This is a genomic window from Methylobacterium sp. BE186, assembly GCF_031457035.1.
GTDB lineage: Bacteria > Pseudomonadota > Alphaproteobacteria > Rhizobiales > Beijerinckiaceae > Methylobacterium > Methylobacterium segetis.
Window position 1 is genome coordinate 299,808 of record NZ_JAVDVV010000003.1, and the last position, 22,334, is coordinate 322,141.

Genomic DNA, 22,334 nt, shown 5'->3' on the forward strand with positions numbered 1-22,334 from the left:
GGGAGCGCCCTCAGGTCGCGCGCGCGGAGAAGTCGATGCGCGGGTCGATCCAGACGTAGATGAGGTCGGAGAGCAGGTTCACCGCGAGCCCGAGCAGGGAGAAGATGTAGAGCGTGGCGAAGACGACCGGATAATCGCGCCCGACGATCGACTGGAACGAGAGCAGGCCCAGCCCGTCCAGGCTGAAGATCGTCTCGATCAGGAGCGAGCCCGTGAAGAAGGCCGAGATGAAGGCCCCGGGAAAGCCCGCCACCACGATCAGCATCGCGTTGCGGAAGACGTGCCCGTAGAGGACGCGGCGCTCGCTCAGGCCCTTCATGCGGGCGGTCAGCACGTATTGCTTGCGGATCTCGTCGAGGAAGGAGTTCTTGGTCAGCAGCGTCGAGGTGGCGAAGGCCCCGATCACCAGGGCGGTGAGCGGCAGCACCATGTGCCAGGCGTAATCAACGATCCTCTCGCCCCAGGTGAAGCTCTCCCAGCCCTCGCTGGTGAGGCCGCGCAGGGGGAAGATCTGCACGAAGGAGCCGCCCGCGAACAGGATGATCAGCATCAGCCCGAACAGGAAGCCCGGGATCGCGTAGCCGATGATGACGACGAAGGAGGTCCAGAGATCGAAGCGGGAGCCGTCCTTCACGGCCTTGCGGATGCCGAGCGGGATCGAGATCGCGTAGGACAGGAGCGTCATCCAGAGCCCCAGCGAGATCGAGACCGGTAGGCGCTCGCGGATCAGCTGCAGCACGCTGACGTCGCGGAAATAGCTCCGCCCGAAATCGAACCGGGCATAGTCCCAGAGCATCTTGGCGAAGCGCTCGGGCGCCGGCCGGTCGAAGCCGAATTGCTGCTCGAGCTTGGCGATGAATTCGGGGCTCAACCCCTGCGCGCCGCGGTACTTCGAGCTCGTCTCGCCGGTGCGGTTGGCGGACATCCCGCCGCCGAGATCGCCCGCGCCGCCGGTCACGCGCGAGAGCGCGCCGTCGCCCTGGCCCTGGAGCTGGGCCAGCACCCGCTCCACCGGGCCGCCGGGGGCGAATTGCACGATCGCGAAGGTGATCAGCATGATCCCGAACAGGGTCGGGATCATCAGGGCGACGCGGCGCAGGATGTAGGCGAGCACGAGGGTCCCCTTCCGCGGTCAGTTGCGGCCGATCCGGCGCGCCTTGTCGGCGTCGAACCACCAGATGGAGGGCGCGCCGAGCCCGTAGCGCGGGCCGGCGGCCGGGCGGCCGTAGACGTCCCAGACCGCGAGGCGGTGGCTGCCCGAATACCACATCGGCACCCAGTAGCGGCCGGCCCGCAGCACCCGGTCGAGGGCGCGGCAGGCATGGGTCAGGTCCTGGCGCGAGGCGGCGTTCGCGACCTTGTCGACGAGCGCGTCGATCGCCGGGTCCGCGATGCCCGCGAGGTTGTTCGAGCCCGGCGTGCCGGCCGCGCGCGAGCCGTAGGCCTGGCGGAGTTCGGCGCCCGGCGTGACGCCGTTCGTGAAGCGGCGCGAGGTGACGTCGAAGGCGAAGTCGTTGAGGCGCGCCTGGTATTGCGAAGGATCCACCTGCCGGATCGTGCCCTTGATGCCGATCAGCCCGAGATTGCGGATGAAGGGGTGGGTGTGCGGCTCGAGCGCGGGGTCGGTGTCGAGGAACTCGATCTCGATCGGCTTGCCGCCGGGCAAGCGGGCTATGCCGCCCTCGCGGGTGCAGCCGGCCTCGCGCAGCAGCGCCACCGCGCGGCTGAGGAGCGCCCGGTCCTGGCCGGAGCCGTCCGAGGCGGGCGGGGTCCAGGCCTCGCCGAACACCTCCGCCGGCAGGCCGTCGCGCAGGGGGTCGAGGAGGGCGAGTTCCTCCGCCGAGGGTTTGCCCGTCGCCTTGAGGTCCGAGTTCTCGAAATACGAGGCCGTGCGCGTGTAGGCGCCGTACATCAGGTTGCGGTTCGTCCAATCGAAATCGAAGCAGAGGCCGATCGCTTCGCGCACCCGCGGATCGCGGAAGGGCTCGCGGCGGGTGTTGATCCACCAGCCCTGCGTGCCGGAGGGGGTGGCGTCGGGCAGGGTCGTCTGCACGACGCGGCCTTCCTTGACGGCCGGGAAGTCGTAGCCCGTCGCCCAGACGCGGGCGGTGAACTCCTCCCGGTAGGTGAAGGCGCCGCTCTTGAACGCCTCGAAGGCCACCTGCCGGTCGCGGAAATACTCGTAGCGGATCGAATCGAAATTGTTCTGGCCGACATTGACCGGCAGGTCGGCCGCCCAGTAGTCGCGCACCCGCTCCAACTCGATGAAGCGGCCGACATCGAGCCGCCCGACCTGGTAGGGGCCGGAGCCGAGCGGCGGCTCCAGGCTCGCCGCCTCGAAGTCGCGGGTCTCGTAATAGGCCGCCGAGAAGATCGGCAATTGCGCCACGAAGAGCGGCAGGTCGCGGCTGCGCCCGGGCGCGAAGGTGACGATCACGGTGCCCTCGTCGGGGGCCGCCGCGTCCGTCATGTCGGCGATCACCTGCGAGATCTCGGGGTGCCCCTTCGCCTTGAGGAGCTTCAGCGAGGCGGCGACGTCCCGGGCCGTCAGCCGCGACCCGTCATGGAAGCGGGCCTGCGGGCGCAGGCGGAACGTGTAGGTGAGCCCGTCCTCGCTCACCTCGACGGCGCGGGCCACGAGGCCGTAGAGCGCGTCCGGCTCGTCGAGGGCGCGCACCATCAGGCTGTCGAAGGTGAGGTTCATGCCCGCCGCACCGTCCCCGCGCAGGACGTAGACGTTGAGCGTGTTGAACGTGTTGCCGTTCTGGTTGCCGAAGGTCGCCGAGAGCTGCGCCGAGAACCGGCCGCCATGGGGCGCAGCCGGGTTCACGTAGTCGAAATTCTGGAAATCGGCCGGGTATTTCAGGTCGCCGAAGCTCGAGAGACCGTGGGCGGGCCGGGGATTCTGGGCGCGGGCTCCGCGCGGCAGGCAGGCCGCGCCGGCGAGCGCCCCGGCGCCGAGGACGAGACCGCGCCGTGTGGGAGCGGGGCTCAACGGGGCGCCCCGGTCTTGGCGGCCATCGTCTCGTCGTACCACCACGTCGTCGGGAAGCCCGAGCCGCCGTAGCGCGGCAGCAGGTCCGGATGGCCGAAGCGGTTCCAGCGCAGGGTGCGGGAGACGCCGGAGGCCCATTGCGGCACCACGTAATGGTGGGCGAGCAGGGTCCGGTCGAGGGCGCGGGTCGCGGCGACGACGCCGGGCCGGTCCTTGGCGAAGATCACCTTCTCGATCAGGGCGTCGATGCCCGGATCCTTGATGCCGGCGATGTTGCGCGCACCCGGCTTGTCGGATGCGGCCGAGCCCCAGTACTCGCGCTGCTCGTTGCCCGGCGAGAGCGATTCGGGCCAGGAACTCGTCGTGATGTCGAACTCGAAGGCGCGCATCCGGTTCTGGTACTGCGCCTGATCGATGACGCGCAGCGTCGAATCGATGCCGATCAGCTTCAGCTGCGCGGCAAACGGCAGGATCACCCGCTCGAAGACGTTCTGGAATTCGAGGAACTCGACCGTGAGCGGCTCGCCGGTCTTGGCGTCGACCATCTTGCCGCCGCGCAGCTCGTAGCCCGCCTCGCGCAGGAGCTTGACCGCCTCGCGCAGGTTCGCCCGCACGGCGTCGGGGCCGTCATTGACCGGGTTCCTGTAGGGCGTGGTGAAGACGGAGGCCGGGACCTTGTCCCTGACGCTCTCCAGGATCGCCTTCTCCTCGCCCTCGGGCAGGCCCGAGGAGGCGAGCTCCGAGCCGAAATAGTAGGAGTCGATCCGCTTGTAGAGGCCGAAGAACAGGGCCCGGTTCATCTCCTCGAAGTTCATGACGAGGTTGAAGGCGCGCCGCACGCGCTCGTCCTTGAACTTGTCCCGGCGCAGGTTGAACACGAAGGCCTGCATGATGCCGTTCCCGCGATCCGGGAACTCCTCCTTGACGAGGCGGCCCTCCTTGACGGCGGGGAAGTCGTCGTAGGCGGTGGCCCAGTTGCGGGCGACGTTCTCGGTGCGGAAATCGTAGAGGTCGCCCTTCAGCGCCTCGACCAGCACGGTCGAGTCGCGGAAATACTCGTTGCGGATCGTGCCGAGGTTGTTGCGCCCGGCATTCACCGGCAGGTCCTTGCCCCAGTAATCGGCCACCCGCTCGTAGGTCGCGCTGCGGCCCGGATCGACCTTGGCGAGGCGATAGGGGCCGGAGCCGAGGGGGATCTCCAGGCTGGTCTCGGTAGGGTTGCGCGCCTTGCCCTCGGCGTTCTTGCCCGTCCACCAGTGCTTGGGCAGCACGCGGAGCTGGCCGATCACCTGCGGCAACTCGCGGTTCCCGGTCTCGCTGAAGGTGAAGGTCACCTCGCGCTCGCCCGTCTGCTCGGCCTTCGCCACGTTCTGGTAGTAGGCGGCGTAGAAGGGGCTGCTGTCCTTGAGGATGCCGAAGGACCAGATCACGTCCTCGGCCGTGATCGGCTTCCCGTCATGCCAGCGCCCGCCCTCGCGCAGCCGATACGTGACCGAGGACAGGTCGGGCGCGATCCGGACGGATTCGGCGAGCAGCCCGTAGGAGGTGAAGGGCTCGTCGAGGGATTCCGTCATCAGCGTGTCGTAGATGAGCAGGACCCCGCCCTCGAGATCGCCCTTCAGCCCCGACACGATCGTGTTGAGGTTGTCGAAGCCGCCGAGCGCGCCGAGGCGCACGAGGCCGCCCTTCGGCGCGTCGGGCTTGGCGTACTCGAAATGCTTGAAGTCCGGCCCGTATTTCGGCTGGCCCATCAGCGTGACGGCGTGCGCCCACTCGCCCGTCGGCGCGGCCACGGAGGCGGCGGAGGATTCGGGCGCCGCTCTGGCCGGAAGCCCCGGTAGGGCGACGCAGAGCGTCGCGGCGAAGAGGCGTCCGATCAGGGCGTGGGCTGTCACGGTGGAGCGATCTCCCGGTGGGCGCCCGACCGGGGTCGGGACGCGGGGCCGGGCGACGTTCTAGGACGGACGGGCGCCGCACGCCAAGCCGGCGCGTCCGCGCAGGGCTCCCGCCCGGTCAGGAAGCGTCCGAGGGCGGGGCCTTGGCGAGGCGCGGACGCTGGAGGAGCCGCACCGATTCCTCGATCCGGGCCCGGCTCGACTCGATCGCGAGGCGGGTGAGCGCGAGGCAGCGGTCGGTGCGGGCCTGGAAGGTGAAGTCGATCCGTGCCGGACGCGGGAGCGTGTGCATACCGCTTTGTGGCCGCACGAGGCTCCGGCCGCATTCACCTGTATCAAGCGGCGCGGAGGGCCGGGCGGGACCGGCAGAACGACGAAGGCCGGGCGCGGGGCCCGGCCTTCGCTGGGGCGTCGGACGCCCTCTATTGCTGCGCGGGCTTGCTGCCTGCGTCGAGATCCTTGGCCTTCTGCTCGGCCGCCGGATCGGGCTTGGCGGGGGCCTCCGTCGCGTCGGGCGCGCTCGGGGCGGCGGGTGCGGGCGCGTCCTTGGCGGAGGGCGCCGGGCCGCCGGCCTCGGGGGCCTGCTGCGGGGCGACCTCGTTGTGGCCCTCGACGCTGCCGGCGGGCTTCGGCCCGACGGGCTTGGCCTCCTTCGTGTCGGCGGGCTTGGCCGGGCTGTCCTTGCCCTCGGAGGGCTTGTTCGCCGCCGGCGTCTCGGCGGAGGGCTTGTCGCCCCCGGCCTTCGTCGGCGCGGCGTCGGCGGGCTTGGACTCGGGCTTCGCATCCGCCGGCTTCGCGTCCGCCGGCTTGGCCTCGCCCGATTTGGCCTCGCCCGATTTGGCGTCGGCCTTCTCGGCGGCGGGAAGCGGCTTCGGGCTGTCGGAGAGCGTACGCAGGTAGGCGATGACGTTGGCGCGCTCCTGCGGGGAGGAGATGCCGGCGAAGGCCATCTTCGTGCCCTTCGCGTAGCCCTTGGGGCTTTCCAGGAAGTGGTCGAGATCCTCGTAGGTCCAGGCGCCGCCCTTCTCCTTCAGGCTGGCCGAGTAGTCGAAGCCCGGCTCATGGGCCTTCTGGCGCTCCACCACGTCCCAGAGATGGGGACCGACCTTGTTCGGGCCGCCCTTCTCAAAGCTGTGGCAGGACTGGCAAGCCTTCGTCCCGGCCTGCCCCTTCTCGACATTGGCGCTGGCGAGCCGCACGGAGACGGGCTCGGCCTTCGCGGCGGGGGCGCCGCCGGCCTCGGCCTTCGGCTCCGGCAGCTCGTAGCCGGCGCTGCCCGCGGGCTTCGGGTGGTAGATCAGCTCGGCGACGAACCCCGATCCCATCGCGAACAGCAAGGCTCCGAGCACCGCGCCGGCAACCTTGTTCACCTCGAATGAGTCCATTCTCGACAACTCCGGCGCGCCGCCGGGCTGCGCCCCCGCGGCACAAGATTGCGACCGGCGGGGGAAGGCGCCGACCTTGGAAAAGTTCGAGGGTGCCTTAGCCGCTCCGCACGGATCTTGACAATGGCGGATTCGGCGACCGCGAGGTCGCAGAGGCCACGGAGCGGGACAAACGTCCCTCGAATCCTCGCCATGACAACACGCCTGCCGCCTGTTAAGCACCCCGGCCGCGAGACGAAGCCTGCCACGAGGGCTGTCGCGAAGGCTGTTGCGAAGGTTGTTGACAGCATGTCCGACCCCCTGGTCCTGATCCCCGCGCGGCTCGCCGCGACGCGCCTGCCGAACAAGCCGCTCGCCGACATCGCCGGCGAGCCGATGATCGTGCATGTCTGGCGCCGCGCGACGGAGGCGGGCATCGGCCCGGTTGTGGTGGCGACCGACGCGCCGGAGATCGCGGCGGCGGTCGAGGCGGTCGGCGGCCTCGCGGTGATGACGCGGGCCAATCACCCCTCGGGCTCGGACCGCCTCGCCGAGGCGCTGGAGATCGTCGATCCGGAAGGCCATCACGATGTCGTCGTCAACGTCCAGGGCGACCTGCCGACGATCGACCCGCGCGCCATCGGCGCGGCCGTGACGCCCCTCGCCGACCGGGCCGTCGACATCGCCACGCTCTGCGCCGTGATCACCCGCGACGAGGAGGCGACCGACCCGAACGTGGTCAAGCTCGTCGGCGTCCCGGTCGGCCCGGACCGGCTGCGCGCCCTCTACTTCACGCGGGCCCGCGCCCCGTGGGGGGAGGGGGCGCTTCATCACCATATCGGCCTCTACGCGTATCGCCGCACGGCGCTCGCCCGCTTCATGGCCCTGCCGCCCGGCCACCTCGAGACCCGCGAGAAGCTGGAGCAGCTGCGGGCGCTCGAGGCCGGCATGCGCATCGACGCGATCGTCGTCGACGACCTTCCGCTCGGCGTCGACACGCCCCATGACCTCGAACGCGCCCGCGCCCTGATGGGCGCCCGCCGCCTGAACTGACGCACGATGACCAACCGCACCATCTCCTACCAGGGCGAGCCCGGCGCCAACTCGCACATCCTCTGCGCGCAGGCCTATCCGGACTGGACGCCGCTGCCCTGCCCGACCTTCGAGGACGCCTTCGCGGCGGTGACGGAGGGGCGCGCCGCACTCGCCATGATCCCGATCGAGAACTCGATCGCGGGGCGGGTCGCCGACATCCACCACCTGCTGCCGACCTCGCCGCTCCACATCGTGGCCGAGCACTTCCTGCCGATCCACTTCCAGCTGATGGCGCTTCCGGGCGCACCCGCCGAGGGGCTGACCAGCGTGCACAGCCACGTCCACGCGCTGGGCCAGTGCCGCCGCATCATCCGGCGGCTCGGGCTCAAGGCGGTGGTCGCCGGCGACACGGCCGGCGCCGCGCGCGAGGTGGCGGAGGCCGGCGACCCGACGCGGGGCGCGCTCGCCCCGGCACTCGCCGCCGAGGTCTACGGACTCGAGATCCTGGCGCGCGACGTCGAGGACGAGGCGCACAACACCACCCGCTTCGTGGTGTTCTCGCCCGATCCGATCACGGCGCAGGCCGGCGAGGGACCGATGGTGACGAGCTTCATCTTCCGGGTGCGCAACATCCCGGCCGCCCTCTACAAGGCGCTCGGCGGCTTCGCGACGAACGGCGTCAACATGTCGAAGCTCGAGAGCTACATGGTCGAGGGCCAGTTCACGGCGACGCAGTTCTACGCCGAGGTCGACGGGCACCCGGACGATCCGGGACTGGCCCGGGCCCTCGACGAGCTCCGCTACTTCTCGCGCGAGTGCAAGATCATCGGCGTCTACCCGGCCCACCCCTTCCGCGAGACGACCCGGCTCGCGGCGGAGTAGCGGCCTACTCGCGCCGGATCACCCGGTCGACCAGCACGTCCGACCAGAACCCCGCCCGGAAGGACCGCCGGAGCGCCTCCGGATCGTACGCGGTCTCGACCCAGGTGAGGAAGTCGAGCCCCCGCGGCTCGCCCTCGCGCAGGTAGAGCGCGAAGAACGCGTCGAGGATCCCCGTCTTGGCGAAGCGGAAATGGCCGAAGCGCGCCGAGAGCTGGCGGGCCGCCTCGGCCACGGGCCGGTTCTCGTGCAGGATCAGGTAGAGGGCGGCGGCGAGCCCCGCCCGGTCCGCCCCCGACTTGCAATGCATCACCGCCGGGTACTCGATGCCCGCGAAGACGTCGCGCGCGGCGAGGATCGTCTCCCGCGACGGCGCGTCGCGGGAGCGCAGCACGAACTCGACGAGCTTCAGCCCGTGCCGCTCGCAGGCCTCCCGCTGCAGGGGCCACGACCCGTGCTCGCGCCCTCCCCGGAGCGAGATGATCGTGCGCACGCCCTGGCGGTGGAAGCGGGCGAGGTCGCGCGGGCTCGGCTGGGCCGAGCGCCAGATCTCGCCGGCCCCGACCCGGTGCCGGTTCAGATAGGCGAGGCGGAACACCCCGTGATCCACGAGGAGCATGTTCGCCCAGGCCATCAGGCGGGCGCCCGGCCCCGAGATCGGCCGCTCGAAGCGGGCGATGCGGGCCAGACGCCGCGCGTTGCGGACCTCGGTGGTGCGGAATCGGTTGAACACGGGATGCGCGGAAGGGCTCGCGGAGGGGGCGGAGGCCGCCTCTAACAGCCCGGCCGGACCCTCGCAAATCGAGGGTACGTTTCCGGCATCGGCCTTGCCTTCTCTTTGCCGGCATCCGGGCAGAACCTGAGGCAGGGCATTCGGGTTTCCCACCGGCAACGAAGCACGCTTGCGAGAAGGGATCCGGGGCATGAGCACGCGCAGCACGACGAGCATCCGCCGGGCCCGCGAGAGCGACGCGGGGTCCCTCTCCGCGGTGTTCGACGCGTCCTGGCGGGAAGCCTATCGCGGCATCATTCCCGGGCTCGCCCTGGAACGCCTGATCGCGCAGCGGGACGGCCGCTGGTGGCGGGGCGCCCTGCGCCGCGGACGGCCGATCGCCGTGGTCGAGACGGCCGAGGGCGTCGTCGGCTACGCGGCCTACGGGCGGGCCCGCAGCGTCGCCCTGAAGGCGGAGGGCGAGATCGACGAGCTCTACCTCGCCCCCGAATACCAGGGCGTCGGGCTCGGCCGGCGCCTGTTCCGGGCCGTGCGCAACGATCTGGGCGATCACGGGCTCGCGCGCGTCGGCGTCTGGTCGCTGGAGGAGAACGAGCGGGCGGGCGCCTTCTACGAGGGTCTCGGCGGCGTCCCCGGGCCGCGGGGCCTCGACCGGATCGCCGGATTGCGCCTCGCCAAGGTCGGATACCTGTTCCGGTGAGGGCCGCGTACCGGGTCCGGTGAGGGCCGCGTCGGCAACGATTCGGCGGAAACGTCGCCACGGCGGGGCGTGGCCGATTTCCTTCGTCGGGCAACGGCTTTAAGAGACCGGCGGACGGGGCTCGCGCCCCCGATACCGGAGACGAGGGACCATGCGTATCGACGCCATCTCGATCGGCAAGACTCCGCCGCAGGACGTCAACGTGATCATCGAGGTCCCGCTCGGCGGCGAACCGATCAAGTACGAGATGGACAAGGATGCGGGCGCGCTCGTCGTCGACCGCTTCCTCTACACCTCGATGGTCTATCCGGGGAATTACGGCTTCATCCCGCACACGCTCTCGGGCGACGGCGATCCCTGCGACGTGCTCGTGGCCAACACCCGGGCCATCGCGCCGGGCGCGATCATGAGCGTGCGCCCGGTCGGCGTCCTCGTGATGGAGGACAATGCCGGCGAGGACGAGAAGATCGTGGCCGTGCCCTCGCGCCACCTGACGATGCGCTACGACCGCATCGAGAACTACACCGACCTGCCCGACATCACGCTCAGCCAGATCCAGCACTTCTTCGAGCATTACAAGGACCTGGAGCCCGGCAAGTGGGTCAAGGTCGTGCGCTGGGGCGACAAGGCCGAGGCCCACCGCCTGATCCTCGAGGGGATCGAGCGCGCCAAGGGCGAGAAGAAGGCCTGAGCGGCCTCCGGCGGGGCGCTACAGCGCCTCGCCCCTCATGAGCCGGGGCTGCGCGCCGCGCTGGCCCGCGGCCTCGCCGATGAAGTAGCGCTTCAGCGCCGGCATCCGGTCGACGAGGCCGAGGCCGAGGTCGCGGATGAGGCGCACCGGCAGCACGTCGTTCGAGAACAGCCGGTTGAGCCCGTCGGTGGCCGCCGCCATCGCCAGCGCGTCGAAGCGGCGGCTGCGCTCGTAGGCGCGCAGCACATCCTCCCCGCCGGGATCCATCCCGAGGCGCACGGCGTCGCTCACGGCCTCGGCGAGCGCCGCCGCGTCGGCGAGCCCCAGATTGAGCCCCTGGCCGGCGATCGGATGGATGACGTGGGCGGCATCGCCGAGGAGCGCGAGGCGCTCCGCCCGGAAGCTGCGGGCGAGGCCGAAGGCGAGGGGATGGGCGCTCGGCCCGTCGAGCAGGGCGAGCTCCCCCAGATTGAGGGTGAAGCGCCGCTCGATCTCGGCCAGGACCTCCTCCGGCCCGCCGCCGAGCAGGGCCGGCACCTCCGCCGCACGCTCCGTCCAGACGATCGAGGAGCGATGGCCGAGGGGGCCGCCCGCGCTGAGGGGCAGGATCGCGAAGGGGCCGCCCGGCAGGAAATGCTCCCAGGCCCGGCCCTCGTGATCGCGGGCGTGCCCGATCGTCGCGACGATGCCCGATTGCGGGTAGGACCAGCCGACCCAGCCGATGCCGGCGGCCTCGCGCAGGCGCGAGCGCGCCCCGTCCGCGGCCACGACGAGGCTCGCCGTGAGAACGCGGCCATCCGCCAGGGCGACGCGCATCGCGCCCCGCTCCGGCCGCGCGCGCGCCACGCCGACCGGATCGAGGGCGATTTCCGCCTCCCGCGCGGCCGAGACCAGGGCCTCGGCGAGGGGCTCGGCCTCGACCATGTGGGCGAAGGGGGCGTCCGCCTCGCGGTCCTGCCCGAAGGTCAGGAAGACGGGCCGGACGGGATCGGCGAGCCGGCTGTCGCTGATCGCCATGTCGCGGATCGGCTGCGCCGCGCCCGCGAGGCGGCCCCAGATCCCGAGCCGATCCAGCATGCGCCGCGCGCCCGCGGCGACCGCGTAGGCCCGCCCGCGCTGGCGAGCGGCCGCCGCGGCGAGGCCGGGATCGCAGACGGTGATCCGGAGCGCCGGCCCGTGCGCCTGCCCGAGGGCGAGCGCGAGGGCGAGACCGGGGATGCCGCCGCCGGCGACGAGGAGGGAGCGGGCGCCGGGCCGGGCAGTCGAACTCGTCATGGCTCCGTCGCCTCCCGTGGATCGGTGTTGCCCAAGCCTGCTATGACCTGCCGCCCGAGGCCACAAGGCCCCCTTCAGCCGCATGTGATGCCATGACCGGAATCGTCGCCGAACTCCTCGACATCCTCGACCTCGAGCGCCTGGAGGTCGATCTGTTCCGCGGCGTCAGCCCGCAGATCGGCTGGCCGCGGGTGTTCGGGGGGCAGGTCGTCGCGCAGGCGCTCGTGGCGGCGACGCGGACGGTGCCGAGCACGCGCCCGCCGCATTCCCTGCACGCCTATTTCCTCCTCGGCGGCGACCCGAAGGCGCCGATCATCTACGAGGTCGAGCGCATCCGCGACGGGCGCAGCTTCACCACGCGGCGGGTCAAGGCGGTCCAGCACGGGCGCGCGATCTTCGCGATGTCGGTCTCCTACCACGACGTGGAGGAGGGCTACAGCCATCAGGCCCGGATGCCCGAGGCGCCCGATCCCGAGACGCTGCCCGACACGCGGGCCCTCCTCGCTGCGGGCGGCAAGGGCATCCCGTTTCCCGTCGCCGCCTATTTCGCCCGCGAGCGCCCGATCGAGCTGAAGCCCGTCTCGATCGAGCGCTACCTCGTGCGCGAGCCGCGGGAGCCGCGCTGCCGCGTCTGGCTGCGGGCGGCCTCGCCCCTGCCGGACGACCCCGCGATCCATCAGGCGGTGCTCGCCTACGCCACCGACATGACGCTCCTCGACGCGACCCTGATCGCGCATGGGCGCACCGTGTTCGACACGGACATGCAGTCGGCGAGCCTCGACCACGCGCTCTGGTTCCACCGGCCCTTCAGGGCGGACGATTGGCTGCTATACGCCCAGGACAGCCCGGCCGCAGAGGGCGCGCGCGGCTTCGCGCGTGGCCAGATCTTCAGCCGCGCGGGCGAGCTGATCGCCTCGGTCGCGCAGGAGGGATTGATCAGGCCGCGCCGGGCGCAGGATTGACGGCATCGACCGTGCGCTTCCGGACGCTTTCGACCCGGAAAAGCTGAATTTTGCCTAATGCGAAGACGACCTGCACAATCGAATGGCAGATTGTCGCCGGCTGCCGCCCGGAACATCAGCATGAGCGGTCCAAAACCTGGGCAGACGGCGAAGTCGTGAAAAGGTTCCCGGCCAGGAAAGCGCTGGCATAGTCCTTGAATGAGGGGCGGCGAGCGCGGGGTCATCCCGATCCTCGCGCAACCCGGACCGAGACGTCGCGATCAAGACGGCTCCGGCCACCGGTTCCCAGTCGGACAAGGGGGCGCCGCCCATGAAAATCGTGATGGCCATCATCAAGCCGTTCAAGCTGGAGGAGGTGCGCGACGCCCTGACCGGCATCGGCGTGCACGGCCTGACAGTGACCGAGGTCAAGGGCTACGGCCGCCAGAAGGGCCACACGGAGATCTACCGCGGCGCCGAATACGCCGTGAGCTTCCTGCCCAAGCTCAAGATCGAGGTGGCCGTCTCCGCCGATCTCGTCGCGAACGTGATCGACACGATCGCCGGGGCCGCCCGCACCGGCCAGATCGGCGACGGCAAGATCTTCGTCATGCCCCTCGAGAAGGCCGTCCGCATCCGCACCGGCGAGACCGACGCCGACGCCCTCTGAGCCGGCCCAAATCCGCGCCGGGCCCCGGCGGGCTCAGCGGCAACACACCGTTTCACAACAGAATCGCATCGCGATCGGGAGTCTCGTGTCCATGAAACTTCGCAACATCCTCGCGCTCGGCTTGGGAGGGGCAGCGCTCGCCGCCCTCCTCGTCGAGCCGTCCCTGGCGCAGACGCCGACGCTGGAGGCTGCCGCAGTCCCGGCCGCCTCGCCCGTGCCGGCCAAAGGCGATACGGCCTGGATGCTGATCTCCAGCGCCCTCGTCCTGATGATGACCGTGCCGGGCCTGGCGCTGTTCTACGGCGGCCTCGTCCGCACCAAGAACATGCTCTCCGTCCTGACGCAGGTCTTCGCGATCGCCTGCATCGTCTGCCTGCTGTGGGTCTTCTACGGCTACAGCCTCGCCTTCACCAACGGCGGCGGCCTGAACGACTTCATCGGCGGCTTCTCGAAGGCCTTCCTGAAGGGCATCGACCCGAACTCGACGGCCGCCACCTTCTCGAACGGCGTCGTGATCCCCGAATACGTCTACATCTGCTTCCAGATGACGTTCGCGATGATCACCCCGGCGCTCATCGTCGGCGCCTTCGCCGAGCGGATGAAGTTCTCGGCGCTCGTCGTGTTCTCCATCCTGTGGGTCACGCTGATCTACTTCCCGATGGCCCACATGGTCTGGTACTGGGGCGGACCGGACGCGGTCGGCAACGCCGCCAAGGCCCTGGCCGCGGCGACCGACGAGGCCGCCAAGAAGACGGCGCAGGACGCTCTCGACGCCGTCAACGCCGATGCGGGCCTGCTCTTCAAATGGGGCGCCCTCGACTTCGCCGGCGGCACCGTCGTGCACATCAACGCCGGCATCGCGGGCTTCGTCGGCTGCCTCATGCTCGGCAAGCGCATCGGCTACGGCCGGGACCTGCTCGCCCCGCACTCCCTGACCATGACCACGATCGGCGCCTCGCTCCTCTGGGTCGGCTGGTTCGGCTTCAACGCCGGCTCGAACCTCGAGGCCAACGGCACCACGGCGCTCGCCATGATCAACACCTTCGTGGCCACCGCGGCCGCGGCGGTCTCGTGGCTCTTCGTGGAATGGGCGCTCAAGGGCAAGCCGTCGCTGCTCGGCATGCTGTCGGGCGCCATCGCCGGCCTCGTCGCCGTCACCCCGGCCTCCGGCTTCGCCGGCCCGATGGGCTCGATCGTCCTCGGGCTCGTCGCCGGCGCGATCTGCTTCGCGATGTGCTCCACCGTGAAGAACGCGATCGGCTACGACGACTCGCTCGACGTGTTCGGCGTGCACTGCATCGGCGGCATCATCGGCGCCCTCGCGACCGGCATCCTGGTCAACCCGGATCTCGGCGGCGTCGGCATCCCGGACTACACCACGAAGCCCGGCGAGCTCGTCGTCGGTGCCTACGACCTGACGACCCAGCTCATCACGCAGGCCAAGGCGGTCGGCATGACGATCCTGTGGTCGGGCATCGGCTCGGCGATCCTCTACAAGCTCGTGGACGTCACGATCGGCCTGCGGGTGACGCAGGAGGAGGAGCGCGAGGGTCTCGACATCGCCGATCACGGCGAGCGCGCCTACAACTACTGATCGTCAGCCCTCGGGCATCGATCCGAACGGGAGGGCCCCGGCTCGCGAGAGCCGGGGCCCTCCCTCGTTTCGAGCCACCGATTCGATCGCGCGACGGGGCGCCGGCCTGATTCGTTCGGCCCCGGCGGCGCGGCGGAGCGGTCACCGAAAGGTGAGGCGTTGCGAGAGCCCGGTCGCTCCGGCGTCGAAGGCCCGCCGTCAGCAAATTCGTCGCGTGGCAAGTGCCGTCCCGAACAAAAAAGCGTGTCCTCGGCGCAACATGGCCCGATGGAAGCTGTGAGCCCCCCTGAACTGCCTCCAAACTAGGCAATTGCCTGGAGTTTGGTTTTGCGCTGCACGGGCCGATCCGGCACCTTGACTATACAAGATCAAACATTGGGGCTCGACACGATGACCTTCAAACTGTTCCTGCAGTGCGGCACGGCCGCGGCCGCGATATCGCTCTGCCTCGGACAGGCTCAGGCGGCGGACATGCCGGCGGCCCCGCCCCCGGCCCCGGTGGTCGAGGCCTGCAAGGCCACGATCACCTTCCCCGCCTTCGGCGGCGTCATCAAGCAGAACCCGAACCCCGCCTGCTTCACCACGGGCATCGGCGACATCTATGTCGGCGGCGCGGTCACGGGCTACGCCTACAATTACTCGAACGCGTTCGGGCCCTTCTACACGCCTCCGGGCGAGCGCGACGACCGCTACGGCCGCGTCGACATCAGCAACCTGCAGGCCTTCATCCAGAAGGCCGACGGCCCGTTCCAGTTCTACATCCAGACCGGCCTCTACTCGATCCCGGCGCTGGGCTTCCCGACCTTCAGCTCGTTCAGCCAGACCGACCTGCTGTTCGGCCCCGTGCCGGTGGCCTTCGGCAAGATCGCGATCAACGACGAGTGGTCGGTGCAGGGCGGCCGGATGCCGACCAACATCGGCTCGGAGCTCGCCTTCACCTTCCAGAACCTGAACATCTCGCGCGGCCTCCTGTTCAACCAGGAGAACATCATCAACCAGGGCGCGCAGGTCAATTATTCGAGCGGGCCGCTCGCGGCCTCGATCGCGGTGACGGACGGCTTCTACTCCGGCGAGCTCAACTGGGTCACCGGCGCCATCACCTACAAGCTCGACGACGCCAACACGATCGGCATCAACGGCGGCACGCACTTCTCGAGCTACAATTCCGGCTTGCGCAGCCTGCGCTTCCAATACGCGACGCCGGTGGCGCTGCAGAACAGCAGCATCGTCAGCGCGAACTACACCTACTCGGCCGGCCCGTGGATCGTGACGCCGTACGTCCAGTACACGAACGTCGAGCCGGTCTTCGGCCTCGCCGGCGCCGAGACCTTCGGCGGCGCGCTGCTCGCGAGCTACGCCTTCACCGACAACTTCGCGCTCGCCGGCCGCTTCGAGTACATCAGCCAGAGCGGCAGCCGCTTCAACCCGGCCGGCCAGACCTCCGTGCTCTACGGCGCGGGCAGCTCGGCCTATTCCTTCACGATCACGCCGACCTTCACCTTCGACCGGTTCTTCATCCGCGGCGAGTACTCGCATGTCGAGCTGGTCGACTTCCAGCGCCCGGATCTCGCCAACGGCATCGTGGGCCTCGGCTTCGGCCGCATCGGCAACCGCGCCGGCCAGGACCGCTACATGATCGAGACGGGCTTCACCTTCTGATCCCGGCTTAACCCCGGCGCCGAGCCCATCGGCGCCGGGCGAACCGTTCGACGAAACGGGCGCGCGTTCGGTCGGAACGCGCGCCCGTTCTGCATTCTCCGCGGGTTGCGGCCCGCCGCACCGAGGCGGCGGGCCGCACCGACGCGGCGGGCGATGCGTCTCAGAAGCTCACCGCCCGCACGCGCTTCACCTGCGGGATCTCGGCGATCTTCTCCAGCACGTCCGGCCCGACCGGCCCGTCCACCGCCACGAAGGCGATGGCGTTGCCGCCCTCGGTCTCGCGGCCGAGATTGAAGGTCGCGATGTTGACGCCGGCCTCGCCGAGCAGGCTGCCGAAGCGGCCGATGAAGCCCGGCTTGTCGTGGTTGCGCACGTAGAGCATGTGCGGCGCGAAGGCCGCATCGATGTCGATGCTGCGAATCTCGATGATCCGGGGCTTGCCGTCGTGGAAGACGGTGCCGGCGGCATCCCGCGGCATGTCCTCCGCATCGACCGTGATGCGCACGACCGATTCGTAATCGCCGTCCCCGCCCTCGCGCTTCACCTCGTCGATGACGATGCCGCGCTCGCGGGCGATGGCGGGGGCCGAGACCATGTTGATGTCGGCGAGGAACGGGCGCAGCACCCCGGTCACCGCCGCCGAGGTGAGCGCGCGGGTGTTCATCCCCGCGACCGCCCCCTCGTAGGTGATGCGGATGCCCTTGATCGGCGCGTCGGTGAGCTGGCCGAGGAACGAGCCGAGCTTGTCGGCGAGCGACACGTAGGGCCTCAGGCGCGGCGCCTCCTCGGCCGAAATCGACGGGAAGTTGATGGCGTTGGTGATGGCCCCGCTGAGGAGGTAATCCGCCATCTGCTCGGCGACCTGGAGCGCCACGTTCTCCTGCGCCTCGTTGGTCGCGGCGCCGAGATGGGGCGTGCAGATCACGTTCGGGTGGCCGAAGAGCGGGTTCTCCTTCGCCGGCTCCTCCACGAAGACGTCGAAGGCCGCACCGGCCACGTGGCCCGAATCGAGCGCCGCGCGGAGCGCCGCCTCGTCCACGAGGCCGCCGCGGGCGCAATTGACGATGCGCACGCCGGGCTTCGTCCGCGCCAGCGCCTCGGCCGAGAGGATGTTGCGGGTCTTGTCCGTCATGGGGACGTGCAGGGTGATGATGTCGGCGCGCGCGAGCAGCCCGTCGAGCTCGACCTTCTCGACCCCGATCTCGCGCGCCCGCTCGGGCGACAGGAAGGGGTCGTAGGCGATCACCTTCAGCTTCAGGCCGATGGCGCGGTCGGCCACGATCGCGCCGATATTGCCACAGCCGATCACCCCGAGGGTCTTGGCCGTGAGCTCGACGCCCATGAAGCGGTTCTTCTCCCAGCGGCCGGCCTGCGTCGAGGCGTCGGCCTGCGGGATCTGGCGGGCGAGCGCGAACATCATCGCGATGGCGTGCTCGGCCGTGGTGATCGAGTTGCCGAAGGGCGTGTTCATCACGATCACGCCCTTGGCGGTGGCGGCCGGCACGTCGACGTTGTCGACGCCGATGCCGGCCCGGCCGACGACGCGCAGGCGCGCGGCCTGATCGAGGATCTTCGGCGTCACCTTGGTGGCGGAGCGGATGGCGAGGCCGTCGTAATCGCCGATGACGGCGGCGAGCGCCTCCTTGTCCTTGCCGAGTTCGGGACGGAAATCGACGTCGATGCCGCGGTCGCGGAAGATCTGGATCGCGGCCTCCGACAGCGCGTCGGAGATGAGCACCTTGGGAGCGGGCATGCGTGCCTCCTGCTCTAACAGGTCGGGGAAGCGGCCGGACGGGCCGGCCGCGGCAATCTCGATGTGTGGACGGCGCGGGCGGACACCCTCTCCCCTACGGGAGAGGTGAGGCGCCGCGGCGCAGGGGCAGGCCCTACGCCGCCCGGGCGAGCTTCGCCTTGGCCTCGGCGAAGGCCCAGTCGAGCCAGGGCGTCAGCGCCTCGAGGTCGGCGCGCTCCACCGTGCCGCCGCACCAGATGCGCAGGCCCGCGGGCGCATCGCGGTAGGCGGCGATGTCGTAGGCGACGCCCTCGCGCTCCAGGGACCCGACGATGTCCTTGGCCACCGCCGCGACCGCCGCGTCGCCCTTGGCGAGCACGTCCGGATCGGCGATCACGAGGCAGATGCCCGTGTTCGAGTAGGTGGCGGGATCAACCGCGAGATGGGTGATCCAGGGGGTGCGCGCCACCCACTCATGGATCACTCCGGCATTGGCGTCGGCCCGCGCATGCAGCGCGTCGAGGCCGCCGATGCTCTCCGCCCAGCGCAGGGTGTCGAGGTAATCCTCGACCGCGAGCATCGAGGGCGTGTTGATCGTGTCGCCCTTGAAGATGCCCTCGATCAGCTTGCCGCCCTTGGCGAGGCGGAACACCTTCGGCACCGGCCAGGCGGGGGTGTGGCTCTCGATCCGGGCCACGGCGCGGGGCGACAGGATCAGGATGCCGTGCGCGGCCTCGCCGCCCATCACCTTCTGCCAGGAGAAGGTGACGACATCGAGCTTGTCCCACGCCAGCGGCTGCGCGAAGGCGGCCGAAGTGGCGTCGCAGATCGTGAGCCCCTCCCGGTCGGCCGCGATCCAGTCGCCGTTCGGCACCTTCACGCCGGCGGCCGTCCCGTTCCAGGTGAAGATGACGTCGCTGCGCTTCGTGTCGATCTTCGAGAGGTCGGGGAGCACGCCGTAGGGCGTCTGGTGCACGATGGGGCTGATCTTCAGCTCCTTCAGCGCGTCCGTGACCCACTCGGCCCCGAAGGCCTCCCAGGCCGCGACCTCGACCGGCTTCGGGCCGAGCATCGTCCACATGGCCATCTCGACGGCGCCGGTATCGGAGCCCGGCACGATGCCGATGCGATAATCGGCCGGCACGCGCAGGATCCTGCGCGTCAGGTCGATGGCTTCCTGGAGCTTGCCCTTGCCGAGGGGGGAGCGGTGCGAGCGCCCGAGCGCCGCATCGGAGAGGGCGTCGAGCGTCCAGCCGGGGCGCTTCGTGCAGGGGCCGGACGAGAAATAGGGCACGCGGGGACGCGTGTCGGGGCGGTTCGTCATGTGATCCATCCTTGCAGATGGGCGCTCCTCGTTGGGGAGGAGTGTCCCGTCGATCCGCATGATGGAACTTCGTTGCGAAAGCAAGGTGGGCAAGGGTCGAAGGCCGTCGATCCTCCGTCCGTGTCACATGTGCGCAGTCATTCCGTGATCCGCGTCACGCTCCGATTGAGAAGATCCGGCCGGCGCTCGCGCGTGAGGCGAAGGGCCTCGTCAGCCCGCCAGCGGGCGATCGCCGCGTGGTTGCCGCCGGTGAGCACCTCGGGAATCGTGCGCCCCTCCCAGGCCCGCGGCCGCGTGTAGTGCGGGTATTCGAGCCGGTCGTTCTCGAAGCTCTCCTCGACGCCGGAGGCCTCCTTGCCCATCACGCCGGGCAGGAGGCGCACGCAGGCATCGATCAGCACCATCGCGGCGATCTCGCCGCCGGAGAGCACGTAATCGCCGATCGAGACCTCCTCCAGGGCGCGGCCCGCGATGACCCGCTCGTCGACGCCCTCGAAGCGGCCGCAGACGACGACGAGGCCGGGGCCGGCGGCGAGCGCCCGCACCCGCGCCTGCGTCAGCGGGCGGCCGCGGGGCGACATCAGAAGGCGCGGGCGCGGATCGTCGGGGCCGGCGGCCGAGTCGATCGCGGCGGCGAGCACGTCGCAGCGGAGCACCATGCCGGCGCCGCCGCCCGCGGGCGTGTCGTCGACGCTGCGGTGGCGGCCGAGCCCGTGCTCGCGGATGTTGCGCGCCGACAGGTCCCAGGCGCCGCGGCCGAGCGCGTCCCCGGAGAGGGAGACGCCGAGGGGGCCCGGGAACATCTCCGGGTAGAGCGTCAGCACCGTGGCCTGCCAGGGTGCGGGCGCTCGGGAGGGCAGGGGGTCGTCGGCGGTCATGCGTGGCGTCTTGGCGCGGAGCCCGTCCGGGGGTCAATGGCCGGGACCGCCGCCGACTGTGCGAACGCGCCGAGGCCCCTATTCTCCGAGGCCCCTCAGAGTGCCCCGATGCCGCGCCCGATCCTTCCCGTTCCCCTCCTCATCCTCGGACTCGCCGGGATCGCCTCGGCGGCCGAACCGCTCGGGCCGCCCGGCGCCCCGGCCTCGCTCTTCCCGAAGCCCGACCGGCCCGTCGCCGAGATCGTGGCGGCGCAATGGGCCCTGGAGAAGGAGCGCGAGAAGGCGGACGAGGTCGGGCAGGTGGCCCGCCTGATGGGCATCGCGCCGGGGCAGACGATCGCCGATATCGGCGCGGGCAGCGGCTACTACACGCTGCGCATCTCCGAGCGCGTGGGGCCGCAGGGCCGGGTCCTCGCCGAGGACGTCACGCCGCGCTACCTCGCGGAGTTGCAGAAGCGGGTGCGCAAGGCGGGATTGCAGAACGTCACGATCGTGCGCGGCGAGCCGCACGACCCGCGCCTGAAGCCGGCCTCCGTCGACGCGGCCGTGCTCGTGCACATGTATCACGAGATCAGCCAGCCCTACGGCCTGCTCCACAACCTCGCCGCCGCGATGAGGCCGGGCGGCCGTGTCGGCATCGTGGACGCGGACGACATCCCCTCGCGCCACGGCACGCCGCCCGCGCTGCTGCGCTGCGAACTCGCCGCCGCGGGCTATCGCGAGACCGGCTTCAGCGTGCTGGAGGGGGGAGTCGGCTACCTCGCGATCTTCGAGGCGCCGGCACCGGAGCAGCGGCCCGACCCGCGCGCGATCCGCCCCTGCCGGGACGAGGCGAGCCGGGGCGCGAAGTAGCGACGGTGCGGCGGGGGAGTAGCGACGGCGCGGCGCCTCAGCCCGGCTCGTCCGGAGGCTTCGGGCCAGAAGGGGCGAAGAGGTCGTCCGGCGGGTCGACGGTGATCCGGCCGCCCGGCACGTCGAGCCCGGGCACGAACGCCTTGGTGAAGGGCAGGAGCGCGCTCGGTCCGCCGGCCTCGGGACGGATCTCCAGGAGGTCGCCGCCGCCGTAATTCGGCACCGCGACCACGGTGCCGAGGGTCTTGCCCGCGCTGTCGACGACGGACAGGCCGACGAGGTCGGCCGTGAAGAACTCGTCCTCGTCCTCCGCCTGCCCGAGCGTGTCGCGCGGGACGTAGAGGCCGACGCGGTTCAGCGCCTCGGCGCCGCTGCGGTCGGACACGCCCTTCACGCGGGCGACGAGGAGGTCCGGCGCGGGGCCGGGTGCGGGCCGGGCGCTCACGATCTCGATGCTGCGGCCATCGGCCGTGCGGAGCGGCCCGTAGGCGGCGATCGCCACCGGGTCGGCCGTGTAGGATTTCAGGCGGATCTCGCCGTTGAGCCCGTGCGCCCGGCCGAATTCGCCCAGGAGGACGAGGCCGGGATCGGGCGCGGCGGGCGCCGGCCTCGCCGCGGCGCCTTTCGGCCGGGGCGAGGTCTCGGACGCGGGCGCGAGGCGTGGGGGCCTCGCGCGGCGGGCGCCGTCCCCGCGGGGTGGTTGTCCGCCGGGACGGCGCGCCATCTCCCGCGCCTCAGGCCGCGGCGTCCTCGGCCGGGGCGGCAGCCGCCTCGGCGCGCTTGGCCGCGCGCTCCTTGGCCTTCTCGCCGGGCTCGGCCTTCTTCGGGTTGTTGCGGGCCGGCCGCTTGGCGAGGCCGGCGGCGTCGAGGAAGCGCAGGACGCGGTCCGTCGGCTGCGCGCCCTTGGCGAGCCAGGACTGGATCTTGTCGGTCTCGAGCTGCACGCGGGCCGGATCGTCCTTGGCCTTCATGGGATCGTAGACGCCGACCTTATCGATGAAGCGGCCGTCGCGAGGGGCGCGGGCGTCGGCGACGACGATGCGGTAGTAGGGGCGCTTCTTGGCGCCGCCGCGGGTGAGACGGATCTTGAGGGACATGCTTTCAACTCCTGAACGTG

21 protein-coding genes are annotated in these 22,334 nt (G+C 70.7%); 9 read left to right on the forward strand and 12 right to left on the reverse strand.

What is annotated here, in order from left to right:
- Window positions 1-10 precede the first annotated feature (10 nt).
- From J2X36_RS05525 to J2X36_RS05545, 5 genes are all read right to left on the reverse strand, one after another.
- Complete coding sequence (locus J2X36_RS05525) at window positions 11-1,114, reverse strand: microcin C ABC transporter permease YejB (protein WP_132250650.1); 1,104 nt, start codon at window positions 1,112-1,114, stop codon at window positions 11-13.
- An 18-nt stretch (window positions 1,115-1,132) separates the two neighbouring features.
- Window positions 1,133-2,995 (reverse strand): extracellular solute-binding protein, encoded by a 1,863-nt coding sequence (locus J2X36_RS05530; RefSeq protein WP_310347133.1) that lies wholly within the window; start codon window positions 2,993-2,995, stop codon window positions 1,133-1,135.
- Window positions 2,992-4,788 (reverse strand): extracellular solute-binding protein, encoded by a 1,797-nt coding sequence (locus J2X36_RS05535; protein WP_405029734.1) that lies wholly within the window; start codon window positions 4,786-4,788, stop codon window positions 2,992-2,994. The genes J2X36_RS05530 and J2X36_RS05535 overlap by 4 nt, the downstream gene beginning before the upstream one ends.
- Window positions 4,789-5,008: 220 nt before the next feature.
- Window positions 5,009-5,182 carry a hypothetical protein gene (locus J2X36_RS05540; RefSeq protein ID WP_165937771.1) on the reverse strand — a complete coding sequence of 58 codons (174 nt, stop codon included), beginning with the start codon at window positions 5,180-5,182 and terminating at the stop codon, window positions 5,009-5,011.
- Window positions 5,183-5,312: 130 nt separating this feature from the next.
- The gene (locus J2X36_RS05545; protein WP_132250656.1) at window positions 5,313-6,275 is read right to left on the reverse strand and encodes a cytochrome c family protein; all 963 of its coding nucleotides are present in this window, start codon (window positions 6,273-6,275) and stop codon (window positions 5,313-5,315) included.
- A 288-nt stretch (window positions 6,276-6,563) separates the two neighbouring features.
- Between J2X36_RS05545 and J2X36_RS05550 the strand changes: the two genes are divergently transcribed.
- Window positions 6,564-7,307, forward strand: coding sequence for a 3-deoxy-manno-octulosonate cytidylyltransferase (locus J2X36_RS05550; RefSeq protein ID WP_310347137.1), 744 nt, complete (start codon window positions 6,564-6,566; stop codon window positions 7,305-7,307).
- Window positions 7,308-7,313: 6 nt separating this feature from the next.
- The gene (locus J2X36_RS05555) at window positions 7,314-8,171 is read left to right on the forward strand and encodes a prephenate dehydratase (RefSeq protein WP_310347140.1); all 858 of its coding nucleotides are present in this window, start codon (window positions 7,314-7,316) and stop codon (window positions 8,169-8,171) included.
- A gap of 4 nt (window positions 8,172-8,175) precedes the next feature.
- Here J2X36_RS05555 and J2X36_RS05560 read toward each other — a convergent pair whose 3' ends face one another.
- Window positions 8,176-8,901 (reverse strand): tyrosine-protein phosphatase, encoded by a 726-nt coding sequence (locus J2X36_RS05560; protein WP_132250662.1) that lies wholly within the window; start codon window positions 8,899-8,901, stop codon window positions 8,176-8,178.
- Between the two features lie 190 nt (window positions 8,902-9,091).
- On the opposite strand from J2X36_RS05560, the gene J2X36_RS05565 reads away from it, so the two are divergent.
- The gene (locus J2X36_RS05565; protein WP_132250664.1) at window positions 9,092-9,601 is read left to right on the forward strand and encodes a GNAT family N-acetyltransferase; all 510 of its coding nucleotides are present in this window, start codon (window positions 9,092-9,094) and stop codon (window positions 9,599-9,601) included.
- Window positions 9,602-9,752: 151 nt separating this feature from the next.
- A complete protein-coding gene (gene ppa / locus J2X36_RS05570; protein ID WP_132250666.1) occupies window positions 9,753-10,292 on the forward strand; it encodes an inorganic diphosphatase in 540 nt (179 codons plus the stop codon).
- Between the two features lie 18 nt (window positions 10,293-10,310).
- Here ppa and J2X36_RS05575 read toward each other — a convergent pair whose 3' ends face one another.
- The gene (locus J2X36_RS05575) at window positions 10,311-11,567 is read right to left on the reverse strand and encodes an FAD-dependent monooxygenase (RefSeq protein ID WP_132250668.1); all 1,257 of its coding nucleotides are present in this window, start codon (window positions 11,565-11,567) and stop codon (window positions 10,311-10,313) included.
- Window positions 11,568-11,659: 92 nt separating this feature from the next.
- Between J2X36_RS05575 and tesB the strand changes: the two genes are divergently transcribed.
- The 4 genes from tesB (at window position 11,660) to J2X36_RS05595 (ending at window position 16,431) form a co-directional block, all read left to right on the forward strand.
- Window positions 11,660-12,529: an acyl-CoA thioesterase II gene (gene tesB / locus J2X36_RS05580; RefSeq protein ID WP_310347144.1), complete on the forward strand. Its 870-nt coding sequence runs from the start codon at window positions 11,660-11,662 to the stop codon at window positions 12,527-12,529.
- A 310-nt stretch (window positions 12,530-12,839) separates the two neighbouring features.
- Window positions 12,840-13,178 carry a P-II family nitrogen regulator gene (locus J2X36_RS05585; RefSeq protein ID WP_132250672.1) on the forward strand — a complete coding sequence of 113 codons (339 nt, stop codon included), beginning with the start codon at window positions 12,840-12,842 and terminating at the stop codon, window positions 13,176-13,178.
- 91 nt (window positions 13,179-13,269) lie between these two features.
- Window positions 13,270-14,772 (forward strand): ammonium transporter, encoded by a 1,503-nt coding sequence (locus tag J2X36_RS05590; protein ID WP_132250674.1) that lies wholly within the window; start codon window positions 13,270-13,272, stop codon window positions 14,770-14,772.
- Window positions 14,773-15,162: 390 nt separating this feature from the next.
- Window positions 15,163-16,431 (forward strand): outer membrane beta-barrel protein, encoded by a 1,269-nt coding sequence (locus J2X36_RS05595; RefSeq protein WP_405029727.1) that lies wholly within the window; start codon window positions 15,163-15,165, stop codon window positions 16,429-16,431.
- Window positions 16,432-16,591: 160 nt separating this feature from the next.
- On the opposite strand, the gene serA is transcribed toward J2X36_RS05595, so the two are convergent.
- From serA to trmD, 3 genes are all read right to left on the reverse strand, one after another.
- The gene (gene serA / locus J2X36_RS05600; protein WP_310347146.1) at window positions 16,592-18,184 is read right to left on the reverse strand and encodes a phosphoglycerate dehydrogenase; all 1,593 of its coding nucleotides are present in this window, start codon (window positions 18,182-18,184) and stop codon (window positions 16,592-16,594) included.
- Window positions 18,185-18,317: 133 nt separating this feature from the next.
- Entirely contained in the window at window positions 18,318-19,487 is a 1,170-nt protein-coding gene (locus J2X36_RS05605) for a phosphoserine transaminase (protein ID WP_310347147.1), read from the reverse strand.
- Between the two features lie 137 nt (window positions 19,488-19,624).
- Window positions 19,625-20,365, reverse strand: a complete 741-nt coding sequence (gene trmD / locus J2X36_RS05610) for a tRNA (guanosine(37)-N1)-methyltransferase TrmD (protein WP_310347149.1) — start codon at window positions 20,363-20,365, stop codon at window positions 19,625-19,627.
- Between the two features lie 108 nt (window positions 20,366-20,473).
- On the opposite strand from trmD, the gene J2X36_RS05615 reads away from it, so the two are divergent.
- Window positions 20,474-21,217, forward strand: coding sequence for a class I SAM-dependent methyltransferase (locus J2X36_RS05615; RefSeq protein WP_310347150.1), 744 nt, complete (start codon window positions 20,474-20,476; stop codon window positions 21,215-21,217).
- Between the two features lie 37 nt (window positions 21,218-21,254).
- Here J2X36_RS05615 and rimM read toward each other — a convergent pair whose 3' ends face one another.
- Window positions 21,255-21,941 (reverse strand): ribosome maturation factor RimM, encoded by a 687-nt coding sequence (gene rimM / locus J2X36_RS05620; RefSeq protein ID WP_310347152.1) that lies wholly within the window; start codon window positions 21,939-21,941, stop codon window positions 21,255-21,257.
- 10 nt (window positions 21,942-21,951) lie between these two features.
- On the reverse strand, window positions 21,952-22,314 hold the full coding sequence (rpsP, locus tag J2X36_RS05625) for a 30S ribosomal protein S16 (protein ID WP_132250686.1): 363 nt from the start codon (window positions 22,312-22,314) through the stop codon (window positions 21,952-21,954).
- Window positions 22,315-22,334 lie beyond the last annotated feature (20 nt).

Coding starts and splice junctions, on each gene's coding strand:
- rimM (WP_310347152.1), bottom strand. CDS start 21,941: ATGGCGCGCCGTCCCGGCGGACAACCACCCCGCGGGGACGGCGCCCGC.
- J2X36_RS05615 (WP_310347150.1), top strand. CDS start 20,474: ATGCCGCGCCCGATCCTTCCCGTTCCCCTCCTCATCCTCGGACTCGCC.
- trmD (WP_310347149.1), bottom strand. CDS start 20,365: ATGACCGCCGACGACCCCCTGCCCTCCCGAGCGCCCGCACCCTGGCAG.
- J2X36_RS05575 (WP_132250668.1), bottom strand. CDS start 11,567: ATGACGAGTTCGACTGCCCGGCCCGGCGCCCGCTCCCTCCTCGTCGCC.
- J2X36_RS05605 (WP_310347147.1), bottom strand. CDS start 19,487: ATGACGAACCGCCCCGACACGCGTCCCCGCGTGCCCTATTTCTCGTCC.
- J2X36_RS05595 (WP_405029727.1), top strand. CDS start 15,163: ATGACCTTCAAACTGTTCCTGCAGTGCGGCACGGCCGCGGCCGCGATA.
- serA (WP_310347146.1), bottom strand. CDS start 18,184: ATGCCCGCTCCCAAGGTGCTCATCTCCGACGCGCTGTCGGAGGCCGCG.
- J2X36_RS05565 (WP_132250664.1), top strand. CDS start 9,092: ATGAGCACGCGCAGCACGACGAGCATCCGCCGGGCCCGCGAGAGCGAC.
- J2X36_RS05585 (WP_132250672.1), top strand. CDS start 12,840: ATGAAAATCGTGATGGCCATCATCAAGCCGTTCAAGCTGGAGGAGGTG.
- tesB (WP_310347144.1), top strand. CDS start 11,660: ATGACCGGAATCGTCGCCGAACTCCTCGACATCCTCGACCTCGAGCGC.
- J2X36_RS05555 (WP_310347140.1), top strand. CDS start 7,314: ATGACCAACCGCACCATCTCCTACCAGGGCGAGCCCGGCGCCAACTCG.
- J2X36_RS05590 (WP_132250674.1), top strand. CDS start 13,270: ATGAAACTTCGCAACATCCTCGCGCTCGGCTTGGGAGGGGCAGCGCTC.
- ppa (WP_132250666.1), top strand. CDS start 9,753: ATGCGTATCGACGCCATCTCGATCGGCAAGACTCCGCCGCAGGACGTC.
- J2X36_RS05540 (WP_165937771.1), bottom strand. CDS start 5,182: ATGCACACGCTCCCGCGTCCGGCACGGATCGACTTCACCTTCCAGGCC.
- J2X36_RS05550 (WP_310347137.1), top strand. CDS start 6,564: ATGTCCGACCCCCTGGTCCTGATCCCCGCGCGGCTCGCCGCGACGCGC.
- rpsP (WP_132250686.1), bottom strand. CDS start 22,314: ATGTCCCTCAAGATCCGTCTCACCCGCGGCGGCGCCAAGAAGCGCCCC.
- J2X36_RS05545 (WP_132250656.1), bottom strand. CDS start 6,275: ATGGACTCATTCGAGGTGAACAAGGTTGCCGGCGCGGTGCTCGGAGCC.